Source organism: Mesorhizobium sp. USDA 3734 (assembly GCF_056279665.1).
In genome coordinates, this window is the sequence record NZ_JBWCCW010000001.1 from 1641159 (window position 1) to 1655002 (window position 13844).

16 protein-coding genes are annotated in these 13844 nt (G+C 64.2%); 7 read left to right on the forward strand and 9 right to left on the reverse strand.

Annotated elements, in window-relative coordinates; all coding sequences use genetic code 11:
- Positions 1-3 precede the first annotated feature (3 nt).
- The 3 genes from ACZ89F_RS07790 to ACZ89F_RS07800 form a co-directional block, all read right to left on the reverse strand.
- Positions 4-522, reverse strand: a complete 519-nt coding sequence (locus ACZ89F_RS07790) for a GNAT family N-acetyltransferase (protein ID WP_476091161.1) — start codon at positions 520-522, stop codon at positions 4-6.
- Positions 519-794: a type II toxin-antitoxin system TacA family antitoxin gene (locus ACZ89F_RS07795; protein WP_476091162.1), complete on the reverse strand. Its 276-nt coding sequence runs from the start codon at positions 792-794 to the stop codon at positions 519-521. The genes ACZ89F_RS07790 and ACZ89F_RS07795 overlap by 4 nt, the downstream gene beginning before the upstream one ends.
- Positions 795-900: 106 nt before the next feature.
- Positions 901-1350 (reverse strand): universal stress protein, encoded by a 450-nt coding sequence (locus ACZ89F_RS07800; RefSeq protein WP_476091163.1) that lies wholly within the window; start codon positions 1348-1350, stop codon positions 901-903.
- A 205-nt stretch (positions 1351-1555) separates the two neighbouring features.
- Here ACZ89F_RS07800 and ACZ89F_RS07805 point away from each other — a divergent pair, with 205 nt between their 5' ends.
- On the forward strand, positions 1556-2137 hold the full coding sequence (locus ACZ89F_RS07805; protein WP_476091164.1) for a histidine phosphatase family protein: 582 nt from the start codon (positions 1556-1558) through the stop codon (positions 2135-2137).
- 96 nt (positions 2138-2233) lie between these two features.
- On the opposite strand, the gene ACZ89F_RS07810 is transcribed toward ACZ89F_RS07805, so the two are convergent.
- The gene (locus tag ACZ89F_RS07810) at positions 2234-2635 is read right to left on the reverse strand and encodes a VOC family protein (RefSeq protein WP_476091165.1); all 402 of its coding nucleotides are present in this window, start codon (positions 2633-2635) and stop codon (positions 2234-2236) included.
- A gap of 436 nt (positions 2636-3071) precedes the next feature.
- Between ACZ89F_RS07810 and ACZ89F_RS07815 the strand changes: the two genes are divergently transcribed.
- Positions 3072-3485, forward strand: coding sequence for a hypothetical protein (locus tag ACZ89F_RS07815; protein WP_476091166.1), 414 nt, complete (start codon positions 3072-3074; stop codon positions 3483-3485).
- A 39-nt stretch (positions 3486-3524) separates the two neighbouring features.
- Here the strand turns inward: ACZ89F_RS07815 and ACZ89F_RS07820 are convergent, their stop codons facing one another.
- The 3 genes from ACZ89F_RS07820 to ACZ89F_RS07830 all read right to left on the reverse strand — a co-directional run bounded on the left by ACZ89F_RS07820 (position 3525) and on the right by ACZ89F_RS07830 (position 6348).
- On the reverse strand, positions 3525-4310 hold the full coding sequence (locus ACZ89F_RS07820; RefSeq protein ID WP_476091167.1) for a pseudouridine synthase: 786 nt from the start codon (positions 4308-4310) through the stop codon (positions 3525-3527).
- Between the two features lie 134 nt (positions 4311-4444).
- Positions 4445-4888, reverse strand: a complete 444-nt coding sequence (locus tag ACZ89F_RS07825; protein WP_476091168.1) for a cytidine deaminase — start codon at positions 4886-4888, stop codon at positions 4445-4447.
- An 80-nt stretch (positions 4889-4968) separates the two neighbouring features.
- The gene (locus tag ACZ89F_RS07830; protein ID WP_476091169.1) at positions 4969-6348 is read right to left on the reverse strand and encodes a sodium:solute symporter family protein; all 1380 of its coding nucleotides are present in this window, start codon (positions 6346-6348) and stop codon (positions 4969-4971) included.
- 169 nt (positions 6349-6517) lie between these two features.
- Between ACZ89F_RS07830 and ACZ89F_RS07835 the strand changes: the two genes are divergently transcribed.
- From ACZ89F_RS07835 to ACZ89F_RS07845, 3 genes are all read left to right on the forward strand, one after another.
- Positions 6518-7726 (forward strand): adenosylhomocysteinase, encoded by a 1209-nt coding sequence (locus tag ACZ89F_RS07835; RefSeq protein WP_476091170.1) that lies wholly within the window; start codon positions 6518-6520, stop codon positions 7724-7726.
- A 105-nt stretch (positions 7727-7831) separates the two neighbouring features.
- Positions 7832-8617, forward strand: a complete 786-nt coding sequence (locus tag ACZ89F_RS07840) for an IclR family transcriptional regulator (protein WP_476091171.1) — start codon at positions 7832-7834, stop codon at positions 8615-8617.
- Entirely contained in the window at positions 8614-9060 is a 447-nt protein-coding gene (locus tag ACZ89F_RS07845) for an SRPBCC family protein (protein ID WP_476091172.1), read from the forward strand. The genes ACZ89F_RS07840 and ACZ89F_RS07845 overlap by 4 nt, the downstream gene beginning before the upstream one ends.
- A gap of 41 nt (positions 9061-9101) precedes the next feature.
- On the opposite strand, the gene ACZ89F_RS07850 is transcribed toward ACZ89F_RS07845, so the two are convergent.
- On the reverse strand, positions 9102-9935 hold the full coding sequence (locus tag ACZ89F_RS07850) for a helix-turn-helix transcriptional regulator (RefSeq protein WP_476091173.1): 834 nt from the start codon (positions 9933-9935) through the stop codon (positions 9102-9104).
- 90 nt (positions 9936-10025) lie between these two features.
- Here ACZ89F_RS07850 and ACZ89F_RS07855 point away from each other — a divergent pair, with 90 nt between their 5' ends.
- Positions 10026-10916 carry an SDR family oxidoreductase gene (locus ACZ89F_RS07855; RefSeq protein WP_476091174.1) on the forward strand — a complete coding sequence of 297 codons (891 nt, stop codon included), beginning with the start codon at positions 10026-10028 and terminating at the stop codon, positions 10914-10916.
- An 89-nt stretch (positions 10917-11005) separates the two neighbouring features.
- Here ACZ89F_RS07855 and ACZ89F_RS07860 read toward each other — a convergent pair whose 3' ends face one another.
- Entirely contained in the window at positions 11006-11704 is a 699-nt protein-coding gene (locus ACZ89F_RS07860) for a RibD family protein (RefSeq protein ID WP_476091175.1), read from the reverse strand.
- A gap of 219 nt (positions 11705-11923) precedes the next feature.
- On the opposite strand from ACZ89F_RS07860, the gene ACZ89F_RS07865 reads away from it, so the two are divergent.
- Positions 11924-13843 carry a diguanylate cyclase gene (locus tag ACZ89F_RS07865; RefSeq protein WP_476091176.1) on the forward strand — a complete coding sequence of 640 codons (1920 nt, stop codon included), beginning with the start codon at positions 11924-11926 and terminating at the stop codon, positions 13841-13843.
- Position 13844: the final 1 nt, after the last annotated feature.

Below are 13844 nucleotides of genomic sequence, written 5' to 3' on the forward strand. Positions count from 1 at the left end.
CGTTCAGAACACAGCCATCGCCTTGGCGATCACGGCGAAAGGCAGGACTAGGGACAATGGCGCGTCATCGAGACGGACCGCACCGTAGCCCTCATACCAGTGTGCCGCCTGGTCCCCTTTGGCATCGATAAGCAAGGCAACGCCGCCGACTTCTTCCGCGACTGCCATACAGCGCTTGCCGGCGGCGAGCAGCAAACCGCCGCCTAGGCCGCGGCCTTGTATCGTACGGTCTACGGCGAGCCGACCTAGACGGTAGACCGGCACATCATAGCGGCCAAGGCCGCGCCTGGCGATTGCCGGGGTCCTGGCAAAGTCGATCGAGGCTGGGCTGAGAGAATAGAAGCCGAGGATGTGCAAAGGATCTTGCGCCGTCACGGCGACGAAGGTTTTCGCGCCACCGCTTTCATGGTTTTGACGCGCGAAGCGCTGCAAATAGGTGTTGAGGTCCGCGTCGCCGCAGTCGAAGGCGGCACGGTCATGTCGTCTACCGATCGGCACTTCTTGCCATGTGACGGAGTTCACGCGAGAGTCTGACCGGCCTTGGCGGCACGGATAAGGCGATTGGTCGGGGAGGGCGGGTTTTCAAGCAGGTCGAGGATGCGCAGGCTGTCCCGTTCTGACAGCGCAAGATGTTCTGCGCGCTCGATCGCGGCCTGGGCGTCACGCAGTGCGGAACGCGTAATGAACTCGGTCAGGCCGACATTCGACAAGGCCGCCGCACGTGCGATCACGGCTTTCGCTTCGGGCGGAATCCGGAAATCGATTCGAGCGTTGTCACTGACGTTGCGAGGCATGGCTATCTCCCTTGCCCTCCATTATACGGTACGGATTGAATCCGTACAACACAAATCCCGTCGCTTTAGCCTCACTGGCATGTGAGGCGCGCGCTGGGCCAATCTATTACCGCACCACCAGAACCGGGATCTCGGTGTAGGATAGCACTTCCGCCGTCTGGCTGCCGAGAAGCAGCTTGCCCAGTCCGCGACGGCCGTGCGAGGCCATGACGATCAGGTCGCAACCCAGGGCCTGCGACAGCTCCAGGATGGCTTCGGCGGGCCTTTTGTCCTCGACATGCACGACCTCCGCGGAAACGCCGGCGGCTTCTGCCGATGCCTTGCATTTGTCCAGAACCTCCTTGGCGTATTTGCGCGCTTCTTCCTGATAGGCGGCCAGTTCATCGCCGGCGGCATAGCCGGCCATGGCGCCGCCCCAGGCGAAGATCGGGAATGGTTCGGAGACGGTAACGAAGGTGACGGAGGCGCCGAGGCCCTTGGCCAGCGTCAGGCCGTGGGCAACGCCCTTGTCGGCCAGTTCCGATCCGTCGGTGGCAATAAGCAGATGTTTGTACATGATGACATGACCTGTTGTGCAAGGGCCAATGCCCTTGAGGGCGGGGAGCCTTGTGGAGGCTGACCTTGATATAGTTGCGGCATCGGGCCGATCACAGGGCCAGTTCGACGCGGATCAAGGCCAGGCGGCCACGCAGTTTTGTACCAGGCGGATTCCCCTTTGCCGCATCGTCGCTTAAGGTGCCGGCGACATTGAAAGGCATCCCATGAGCAGCGCGTATCCCCAAATCCATCTGGTCCGGCATGGCGAGACGGCGTGGAGCCTTTCGGGGCAGCATACCGGCCGCACCGACATGCCGTTGACGCCGGCCGGCGAGGTCGCCGCGCGCGGCGTCGCCGAGCGACTCAAGGGCCTGTCGTTTTCGGCCGTATGGTCGAGCCCGTCGCAGCGCGCCTACAACACCAGCGTGCTGGCCGGCTTCGGCGCGCAGAGCGTCAAGAAGGATGATCTGCAGGAATGGGACTACGGCGCCTATGAGGGGCTGACCACGAAACAGATCCTGGCCGAACGGCCCGGCTGGACTGTGTTTCGCGACGGTTGCCCGCAAGGCGAGATGGCGGTCGATGTCGGCGCGCGGGCGGATGCGATCGTCAGACAGCTTCGTGACGCTGGCGGCTCGATCCTGGTGTTTTCCAGCGCACATTTCCTGCGCGTGCTGGCAGCGCGCTGGATCGGGCTGCCGCCCGAAGGCGGCGCGCTGTTCGTGCTGGATACGGCCAGCATCAGCGTGCTCGGCTATGAGCATGATCTGAGCGAGCCGGTCATTCGCAAATGGAACCAGAAGTAAGGCGGCAGTAACGCCGGCTCGGCGCGGAAACGCCGTCCTTCGCTCCTGCTCCGACCGTCGATGACGAAGTTGGGAGGCTTCGGCGTCCAAATGTCTCTATTTATCGAACTTCCGGATAGCCTCTGCGGTCACCGGCGTGAAGAAGTTCACCAGATTGCCATCGGGGTCGCGGAACAGCAGCGAGCGATTGCCCCAAGGCATAGTGGTCGGCTTCTGCACGGTGACATCCCTGAGGAGGTCCGAGAGCCTGGCGAATTCCGCATCGACGTCGCCGACGCGGAATTCGATGATTGCGGTGTGGTTATCGGCGGGGCGCGCGATGTCGCCGCCGAACAACATCAAGGTCCGCGTGCTGCCGATCGCCAGCGTGCAGGCCGGTGTCGCCAGTTCGGCGAAGTCCTCCGTGTAGACCGTCACGGGCATGTCGGTGATCTCACCGTAGAAGCGCACGAGGCGCTGGACGTCCGATGTGATGATGCGGACAGAGACGAAATTCATTCCTATGGCTCCTTGATCGTTGAAGCCGTGGCCGGCTTCCAACCGATCTATAGGCCAGGCCTCCTGACAGCTTTCTGTCAGGAGATGGACCCGCGCCCTACAGCAATGATCAATCCCTGGTTCCGGCCAACCCTGATCGGTCACGCTTCTGGTTGGGCCAGGCCAACGGCAGACCGAAGCAAGAAAACGGCCGTGGCCATGGCCGCTGGAGAGTTGCAATTGTCGGTTTGTGCTTCGGTGCGGGCGACGTTCTCCGGCGCGTATCGCCTGGTGTCGTGCGGATTGATTGTTGAAACAAGAGACCATCGGCATAGAAGCCGATTCCATTCTGATAACCGTGAATTGATGGGCCGGGCCGCTTCCGTGATTGGTGCCGTTCTTGAGGTTGCCATAGAATTTCGTGCGGGAGCATTCTCATTGTCCGAGGGGAGCAGACATGAATTACCGCACGACAGGCGTCATAACGGTGGCAGCGTTTCTGGGGTTTTCGGCCTGTCCGGCGGCCGCGTATACCCACTCGTTCAGCTATGAAAAGACGGCACTCTCCGGACACGAGATCTTTCTCTACGGAGGATCAACTCTCAATCCCGACTGTTCGAAGGCGGGCAGGGATGATGTGAGGGCAACTTCCGGACCAAGTCATGGAAAACTCATGATCGTGAACGGGAAGACCTATGCGCACTATTCCAAGAAAGATGTGCGCGTGAAATGCGATGCGCGCAAGGTCGATGGGATCAAGGTTATGTATCGGTCGAACCCCGGATTCAAGGGGCGAGACGAGGTGACTTTATCTCTCCACACGTACTACGGATATGCTTCCAAGACGGTCATAAACATCAACGTCGAATAGCAAATCCGTTTTTCAGCTGATGGCGCTGCGACCCGCCGATCAGCCGTCCAGCAGCGCCAGTTCCTCCGGCGTCAGGTGCCGCGCGGTGCCCTTGGCGAGGTCGTCGAGCGGCAGGCCGCCGATGGCGATGCGGATGAGACGCTTGACTTCGACGTCGTGCGCGGCGAGCAGCCGGCGGATGTGCCGGTTGCGGCCTTCGTCGAGCACGATCTCCAGCCAGGCGGTGCGGCCGCCGCTGCGCAAGAGTTCGATCGAGCTGGCGGTCAGGGTCTCGCCGTCGACGGTCACGCCGGCGCGAAACTTGTCCAGCATCGCCTCATCCGGCACCGTGCCGATCTGCACGTGGTAGGTCTTGGGCAAATGCGAGGCCGGGTTCATCAACCTGTTCGCAAATTGTGTGTCGTTGGTCATCAGCAGCAGGCCTTCGCTCGCCTTGTCGAGGCGGCCGACCGGCGAGACGAAGGGCAGGTCGAGCCCTTCGAGGCAGGCATAGACGGTGTCGCGCTGTTGCGGGTCGTCGCGGGTGGTGACCAGCCCTCGCGGCTTGTTGAGGATGAGATAAACCTTGCGCTCGGCAACCACCGGCCTGTCGTCGACGACGATGCGGCCGCGGTTGAGATCGACGCGCAGTGCCGCATTGCGCACCACCTTGCCGCTGACGCGCACGCGGCCTTCGGCGATCAGCACCTCGGCCTGCGTGCGCGAGCACAGGCCGAGCTTCGACAGTGCGCGGTTCAGGCTGACGCCCAATGGCTTGCTGGTGTGTGGTTTGCCGGCGGGTGGCCTGCCGTTAGGCGGTTTTCCGGCGGGTGGTCGTGCTGCCATGCTGCTGCGGATCGCTCCGTTGTGTGAGACAGATGCCACGGGCGGTGACGGCTTCGCAAGCTGGATACGGCGAGCGCCGGCAACCCGAGGCCAAGCTTGATCCAGGTCCGCCGTGCATTGGAAGCCGATGAGGGTCAGAACTTTCGCGGGTCGATGCCCTTGGTTCCCGGCCCGTAAGGGCTCGGATAGATCTCGCCGATGGTCATCAGTTCGATCTGGCCATCGAGTGTCGAGCCGATGATCTTCACGTCGGGATCATCGCAGCAGAATTCCCAGATCACCTGCCGGCATTCCGCGCACGGCACGCCCGAATAGGGGCCGTGGCAGACGATGGCCTCGATCTGCCGCTCGCCCGCCGCCGCCATCTGCATCACAGCGTTGCGCTCGGCATGCACCGATTGCTGCAAGGTGACGATCTCGACATTGCAGGCGGCGAACAGGCGGCCAGATGCGGTGCGAACGGCCGAGCCGACCTTGTGGTTGGAGTAGGGCGTGTAGGCCTTGTCGCGCGCTTGGGCGGCGGCTGTGACAAGCGCCTGGTCGGCGCTTGAAAGCTTGTCGAAGCTGGTCTTCTTCATCGGTCTCTCCACATCCATGCCCCATCCCGCACTGATTCAGGATAGGGCGCTATCTCTTTGCTTCCTTGCGACCTTTTGGCTCAAGCGGCCTGCCGCTCCGACCGGGTAACGAGCCCGGCGGCGAACGGTACGACGGAAAGGAAGAGGCCGACCAGCGAGGCTGGAATGCCGCCGGGTTCGCCCATCAGCACGAGGATGGCGGTCGAGCCGGCGCCCAGCACGATGGTCGCCAACATCGACCAGGAGGGAATGCGCCAGCCGAACGTGGCCGATAGTACTGGCAGCAGTAGGCCCGGCACATAGACCGAGAAGCCGAGCATCAGGATGGTGACGATGCCAGGCACGCTGAGCGCCACCACCAGTGCCACCAGGCCGAGCACGAGCAGCAGGATGCGGCTGGTCCACAGCCTTTCCCTGTCGCTGGCGTCGGGGCGCAGCCGCGAGATCACGTCCCGTTGCAGGGTGGTGGCGGTGATCAGCAATGTCGTGCTGGCCGTCGACATCGCCACCGCCAGGAAAGCGGCCACCAGCACGCCGATGATGCCATGCGGCAAGATCTGCACCATCAGGTCCGGCATGGCGTTGACCGGGTTGGTGCCGGCCGGCAGCAGCGCCTTGGCGGCGACGCCAAGGAAGGTGAGGATGACGCCGAACACGGCCATGATGACGAAGCCATTGATCAGGCCCTTGCGCGCCGTCTCCGGCGAGTTGGCGGAAAAGACACGCTGGAAGCCGATCGTGTCGATGAAGCCGGCGGGCAACAGCAGGAACCACACGAACAGCGTCGCGGGCGGCACGTTGGCGAACAGATTGTAGAAGCCGGGAATGTCCCTGGTCGCCTCATAGACATGCGAGACGCCGGGTCCGAAGATGACGAACAACGGTGCCACCACGCCGATGACGACGAGGAAGATGACCGCCTGCAGCACGTCGGTCGCCACCACGGCGAGGAAGCCGCCCAGCATGGTGTAGACGATGACGACGAGGAAGGCGACGATGGCGCCGGTGGTCGGGTCCATCCCCGAAAACAGCGTGAACACCATCGAGATGCCGAACACCTGGGCTGCCGCCCAGGCGAGGTAGTTCCAGCTGGTGACCAGCGAGGCGGCGACCCGCACCGAGCCCGGATAGTCCTGCGCGACGATGTCGGGCGTCGTCACATGCATGCGCTGGCGCACGATCTTGGCCAGGAAGATGCCCATCAGCAAAAGCCCGATCGGGAAGGTGAACCACCACCATGTGCCCGAGATGCCATAGCGGACCACCATTTCAGGCGTGCCGAACAGGCCGGCAAGCCCGGTCCACGAGGCGAAGGCCGAAATGGTCAGCCACAGCGGCCCCATGCGCCGGCCGGCGACAATGTAGTCTTCCTCGGTCTTGATCGAGCGGGCGAAGAACAGCCCGATGGCGGTGACCGCGACGAGATAGACGGCGACAACCGCGATATCCAGATTTCCCATTTTCTACCCCTTCAGGTGCAAAGCCAAATGGCGCGCCACGCCTTGGCGCGGCGCCGTTCTGTCCGTTGCCCCGTTTTTTGGTGGGGGCTTGACGACCCTCTGCAAGATTTGTCACATGCAAAAAACTTTTTTGCAAGTGCTGAATCTGAACCGTGATCGGAGACCTCGAATGACCCAAGCCCAGGCAAATCCGGCAAACCCGGAGCTGGTGGAGCGCGGCCGCGCCCGTGTCGCCTGGATCCGTTCGTGCATGGCGATGCTGGCAGCGCTGCGCGCGGAGTTCCGCGACACCCAACCTTTCGCCGGCCGGCGCATCGGTGTGTCGCTGCATGTCGAGCCGAAGACGGCGGTGCTGCTCGAGGTGCTCGCCGAAGGCGGCGCCGAGATCGTCGGCACCGGCAATCATGGCTCGACGCAGGACGATGTCGTCGCCTTCCTGCAAAGCCAGGGCATCGGCGTGTTCGGCAGCCGCGCCGACACGCTGGCCGACCATCACGCCAATCTGGCGCGGGTGCTGGATGCCAAGCCCGACATGCTGCTCGACAATGGCGCCGACCTTGCCGCCGGCATCACCGAACGCGGCCGGGCGACCTCCATTCTCGGCGGCACCGAGGAGACGACGTCCGGCGGCGACCGGCTGCGCGGCGAGCTGGCCGGCAAGGTGCCGTTTCCGTCGATCGTCATCAACGACAGCCCGCTGAAGGCGATCGGCGAGAACAAGCACGCGGTCGGCCAGTCGGTTGTCGAAAGCTTCATGCGCATCACCAACCTGATGATCCCGGGCCGGCGCTTCTGCGTCATCGGTTATGGCTGGTGCGGACGCGGCATCGCGCAGTACCTGCGGGCGCTGGGCGGCCGCGTGGCGGTCGTCGAGGTCGACGAGATCAAGGCGCTGGAAGCCGCCCTCGACGGCTACCGGGTGGCGCCGCTGGCGGATGTGGCACCATGGGCGCAGGTGTTCATCACCGCCACGGGACGCGCCGGCGTGCTGCCGGTCAGCGCGATTGCAGCCATGGCGGATGGTGCGGTGCTGGCCAATTCAGGGCATTTTCCGTGGGAGATCGACACCGAGGGGCTGCGTGCCATGACGACCGGCAGCACCGATCTCGACGGCACCTTGCAGCGTCTCGACCTTGCCAATGGCCGGCATGTCATCCTGGTCGCCGACGGGCGCATGTTCAACCTTGCCGGCAGCGAGCCGAAGGGCAATTCGATCGAATCCATGGATATCGGCTTCATGCTGCAGGCGCTGTCGCTGGAGCGGGTGGTGAAGGGCGTTGGCGACGAAAGACTGGCGCCAGGCGCGCAGCCGGTGCCCGACGACATCAACCGGCGCATCGCCAGGCTGATTATGGCTACGATGGGGGCTGCCTTGTAACTATAGTAAGCCCCTGATTCTATCTCTCTGTTTTGACGCAATTCCTGCCGGAAAACCGTTTCACACTTTTCCTGGAATTGCTTTGGTCCGGGAAGGATTGTGGGCATGGCTGGCAAGATCGCGGACGCACCGGACTATTCGGTTCCGGCCCTGGAAAAGGCGTTCGACGTCATCGAGCTCCTGGCCGAGCAGAAGGACGGGCTGAACCAGGGCCAGATTGCCGAGGCTGTCGGCCGCTCGATCCACCAGATCTACCGGGTGCTGCAGGCGCTGGAGCGGCGCGGCTATATTTTCCGCGATCGGCCGGCCGGGCTCTATTTCCTGTCGACCCGCCTGTTCGAGCTGGCGCACCGGCATGAGCCGCTGCGCGGCCTCGTCCAGGCTGCGCTGCCGTCGATGCGGCGGCTGTCCGACGCCATCCAGCAGTCCTGCAATCTTGGCGTCCACAATGCCGGAAGGGTGCTGATCCTGGCGCAAGTGGAAAGCCCCGCGGCCTTCGGCTTCCGCGTCCGCGTCGGCGCCGAGTTCCCGCTGTTTGCCACCGCCACGGGCCGCACGCTGATGGCGTTCCAGCCGCAGGACAGAGTCAACCAATGGCTGCAAGTCTCTGGTGTTGTTGATGAAAAGGTCGAGGTGGAGCGTGCGCTTGCCGGCATCCGCGCCGCCGGCCACGAAGAGGTGGCGGACGGGCTGCAGCCAGGCGTCATCGATCTTGCCTTTCCGGTCATCGGGCCGTTCGGCCACTCCGTCGCCGCGCTCACCGTGCCTTATGTGGCGACCACCTACAGCATGCTCGACCTTGCCACCGTGCGCCGCCACGCCGCGCAGGCGGCGCAGGAGATCCGGCTGGTGCTGGCGCCCGAGCCATCAGGCCAAAGCGAGGCTTCGTGACCGCTTCGTCCGCGCCGATCATCAAGACCGTCGTCATCGGTGCCGAGCCGGCCAAGGTCTGGCGGATACTGACGACGCCAGAAATGATCCCGCAATGGATGTCCGACGAGGAGTTGACCGTCAGCCTGCAAGGGCATACCGGCGGCGCGATCGTGATGCGCGGACTGCTGCACGGAATGCCGTTCGAGAACCACGGCACCATCCGCGCCTTCGCGCCGGAGCGGGCGTTCGCCTACGGTTATTGGAGCACATTGTCGGCTGCGCGTCTGGCGGATTTGCCCGAGAACCACACCGTGGTCAGTTTCGATCTGGCGCCGGCGGATGGGGCAACACTGCTGACGCTGACGCTCAGCGACTTCGCCGAACCGGCGATCCGTCCGCATGGAGATCTCTACTGGGGTCCGACCTTGCAGATCCTGAAGGCGGTCTGCGAGCGCGCTTGAGGGTGGGCGGGCGTCATCGCAGCGGACGGGTCGTCCTGCCCTTACTCTCTGGGGTGTCGGGCGAGGGCCAGCGCGCGAATACGGTCGGCGACGGCGCTGTCGACCGGGTTGTAGACGGTCAGGCTCAAATCCGGGCGGCCGTCGACAGCGAACCCCGAATACTCCAGCTCGATATCGCCGAGTTCCGGGTGCTTCAGGCGCTTTGTCCCGTCGCCGTGGCTGAGCACGTCGTTTTCCCGCCACAGGGCGGCAAACTCGGGGCTGACGCTGCACAGTTCGTCGACGAGCTGGGCGACCTCTGAAACCGCGCCGGCGCGCGCCGCATCGGCGCGGAACGAGGCGACCACGAAGCGGGCCAGGTTTTCCCAATCGTGCTGCTTGGCGCGGATGACAGGGCTGCGGAACATAAAGCGCAGGATGTTGCGCTCGCCCTCGGGCAGGGCGCTGTAGTCGGTCAACACGACCCGCGCGGCGCGGTTCCAGGCAACGACATCCCAGGTCGCGGTCCTGACTATTGCGGGGCTGGCATCGAGCGTGTCGATGAGGCGCTGCAGGCGGGGGCTGACGCCCTCGACGCCTCGGTAGCGAACCTCGGGCGGGCGCCCGAGCCCGAGCATGAAAAGATGTTCGCGTTCCGCCTCGGTCAGCAGCAGTCCCTTGGCGATGCGGTTCAGGACATCGGCGGAGGGCGCGCCGCCGCGGCCCTGTTCCAGCCATGTGTACCAGGTCGGGCTGATGTTGGCGCGTTGGGCGACTTCTTCGCGGCGCAGTCCCGGCGTGCGCCGGCGGCCCGAGAAGCCGAAGGACGCCGGATCGAGCCGCGTGCGCCGGTCTTTCAGGAACGCTGCCAGTGAGCCGGCGGAATTGGAAGGCATCCTGTTAGCCATTATACCATGATAAGATCACTACTTTAATAGAATAATAGACCAGCAATATTACGCAGGCAACTGTGCAGGAGATTTTGCATGCGTATCTTTCTCACCGGCGCGACCGGTTTCATCGGTTCGGCGCTGGTTCCCGAACTCATCAAGGCGGGCCATCAGGTGGTCGGCGTGACCCGCTCCGACGCCGGAGCCGAGGCGCTGGCTGCCGCGGGTGCCGAGGTGCACCGGGGGACTCTCGAAGATCCCGAGGGGCTGCGCGATGGCGCGGCCAAGGCGGAGGCCGTGATCCACACGGCATTCGACCACGACTTTTCGCGGTTTGCCGAAAATTGCGAAAAGGACAGCCATGTCATCGCGGCACTCGGCGCCGCCCTTGCCGGTTCCGACCGGCCACTGGTGATCACCTCGGGCGTCGGCATGGGCAGCCCCGGGCATGGCCAGTTGGCGGTCGAGGACGTCTTCAACGCCAGCCATCCCAATCCCCGCATCGCGTCGGAACTGGCCGGCAATGCCTTGCTGGAGGCCGGCGTCAATGTGTCGGTGGTACGCCTGCCGCAGGTCCATAACCCGGTCAAGCAGGGGCTCATCTCGCCGCTTATCGAGATCGCGCGTGAAAAAGGCGTCTCGGCCTATGTCGGCGAAGGTCGCAATCGCTTCTCCGCGGGCCATCTCCTCGACGCGGCGCGCCTCTACCGGCTCGCCGTGGAAAAGCGGCAGCCGGGCGCGCGCTATCACGCGGTTGGCGAGGAAGGTGTCGACGTGCGTGCAATCGCCGAGGCGCTTGGCCGGGGTCTGAAATTGCCGGTCGTTTCCATCGCGCCGGAAAAGGCGGCGGAGCATTTCGGCTGGATGGCCATGTTCGCGCCGATGGATCTGCCGGCCTCCAGCGCGCTGACACAGGCACGGCTAGGCTGGCATCCGACCGGCCCGACGCTGATCGCCGATCTCGACGCCATGCAATACGCCGATTGACGGGCTGAAGCATCGGCGCTGAAGCGGGCCACATAGGGCCGGTAATCTCAGTCAGATTGCCGGCCCTTCTGTACGAGGCGGTCAGCGCATCATTCAGGGGTGACTGCGTAGCGCAGGTGGACGAGCCCATGCGCCAGCGCTTCGCAGCTCTTCAGGGACAGTTGCACCTTGCCCGGCAGGCCGCTCTCGCCGAACTCGACGAAGGCCTGGTTGCCGGCGCGCCCATCGATCGCGGGTGCGACGAGAAGGCTCAACTCATCGACAAGCCCGGCCGCAAGGAAGGAACCGTTGATGCCGGCGCCGCCCTCGAGCAGCAACCGGCGGATGCCGAGTTCACGCCCGAGCACCTCGAGCATCGCGGCGAGATCCATGTCCACCGTTTCCGCGACGATATAGGACACGCCGTCGGCGGTAAGCTCGGCCAGATGGCTGTCGGCAACGTCGCGCCCAAGCAGCACCACGACGTGATCGCCGCCGATGTCGGGTTTGGAAAAGTGAAGCTTGCCCGAGGCATCTAGCGCCACGGCATAACTGCCCGCATCCCTTTGCGCGAAATGACAGGGCCGGTCGACCTTGCCGGCATGCGCCGGCGGATGCGCGCCGGCCTTGCTCATCTCGGCCATGGTGACGCGGCCGACGATCCAGGCGTCAGCCGCGAGATCCCCGTGGATCTGCTCATAGAGGCTTGACCACTCGGCCCGGGTGCCATCGGGGCTCGTGGTGTAGCGGCTGGGGTGGAGGCCGCCGTCAAGGGATGCCAGCATATGGCAGATGATTTGCGGCTTCATGCGGGTTCTCATGTCAGGGGTTTCGAAAGCTCAGCTGAGTTTAAAGTAGCGCTGGGCCGAAGAAATGAAAGCAGCGAACAGGTTATCGGCCCCGGTCACGCAGCCCTTGTGCGCATATCGCGACAATTCAAACCCGCGCCGTAACCCTTTGTTTTCTTGCGCGGCGTATCCACAAGGGCCGCGTCGCCTATGGTCGACGCACCAATGGACGCGTGAAGCATGGGTTCACCCTGGTCCGAGTTGCTGGCCAATCTCGCCGTCGTGGCGATGTTCGTTTCCGTCTGGATCCACACCCATGTGTGGCTGGACCGCAAGGCGGCTTTGACTCGGGCGACGGCTTTCGGCCTGCTGATGGGAGCCGGCGCCATCATTCTGATGCTGACGCCGATGCAGTTGCAACCGGGCGTCTTCGTCGATCTGCGCGGCACGATGATCGCATTGGCGGGCTTCTTTGGCGGCCCGGTCGCCTGTGTCATCGCCGGGCTGCTTGCGGTTGCTTTCCGCTTTCATGAAGGTGGCATCGGCGTTTTCGCGGGCGCCATGGGCATTTCTATCTCCACCTTGATCGGTATTGCCGGCCATCTCGCCCTGAGAGGGCGTGCGCCCGGCCGCGTTGACATCCTGATCCTGGCCGCAACGGCCGCCGCCAGCTCGCTGCTCAGCCTGCTCGCCCTGCCACGGGAGATCATGCGGGCGGTGCTGCCGCAAGTGGCGCTGCCGACGTCGCTGCTGATCTTTCTTTCGATCATGCTGTCGGGACTTGCGCTCTACCAGGAACGGCGCCGCATCGAGGCACTGCAATCGCGGCGCATCTACAAGGCGGTCGTCGAGGCGCTACCCGATTGCCTCAATGTCAAGGATCTGGAGGGCCGGTTCATCGCCGCGAATCCGGCTACCGCAAGGCTGATGCGGGCCGTGGATGCCAACGCGCTGATCGGCAAGACCGATTTCGATTTCTATCCGCGGGAAACGGCCCGGAAATTCCACGAGGACGAGCTCGCCATTCTCGCGGCCGGCGTGCCCTCCACCATCGAGCAGCGCCTTCATCACGAAGACGGCCCCGACGGCTGGCTGTCGACGCTGAAAGCGCCGTTCCGGGATCAGAGCGGAACCATCGTCGGGCTGATCACGCACAATCGTGACATCACCACGCGCAGGCAACTGGAGGACGAACTGGCTGAAAGCCGTGTCCGGCTGGCGGACGCCCTGACGCATATGGCCGACGGCCTGGTGATGTTCGATCGGGATGGCAAACTGGTGCTCAGCAACGCCCAATACATTGCCATGTTTCCGCAGACGACCGACATCCGGATACCCGGTGCCGATTATCGCGATATCCTGCGCATCTCGGCCGCGCGCGGCGAACAGATTGTGCCGCCGGACAAGATCGAGGATTGGATCGGCGGCATCGTGGCGTCACGGAAGCTTCCCAGCGACCGCCAGGAGATCAGGATTTCCGACGGGCGCTGGCTTGACGTCAGGACGAGGCCGACCAGCAATGGCGGCAGCCTCAGCGTCTATTCCGACATCACCGAGGCCAAGCATGTCGAGGCTGAGTTGCTGGCGGCCAACGAGAAGCTGAACCTGCTGGCCAACCGTGACGGCCTGACCGAACTGCTGACGCGCCGGGCCTTCGATGAAGCGCTGGCGCTAGAATATGCGCGCGGCAAGCGGAGCATGGCGCCGCTGAGCCTGCTCATCATCGACGTCGACTGGTTCAAGCGGTTCAACGATCATTACGGTCATCCGGCCGGTGACGAATGCCTGCGCGCCGTCAGCGGCTGCATCAAGGCCACGGCCCGGCGGGCGGCCGATGCGGCCGCCCGCTACGGGGGCGAAGAGTTTGCCCTCATCCTGCCTGAAACCGATGCGCGCGGCGCATTCGTGATCGCCGAAAATCTCAGGAAAGGCGTGCGCGACCTCAAGCTCGCACACGCCGGCAGCGAAAAGGGCATCGTCACCATCAGTGTCGGGGTGGGGACCTTCGATCCGGGCGGCGCCTCGATCGAGATCGCCGATCTGCTCAGGCGTGCCGACGAGGCCCTCTATGGCGCCAAGGTGGCGGGGCGGGACCGGGTCCACGGCTGGCGCCCGCATGTCAGCGAGCCGCACGCGACAGGCGCACGACGCCGGTCGTAAG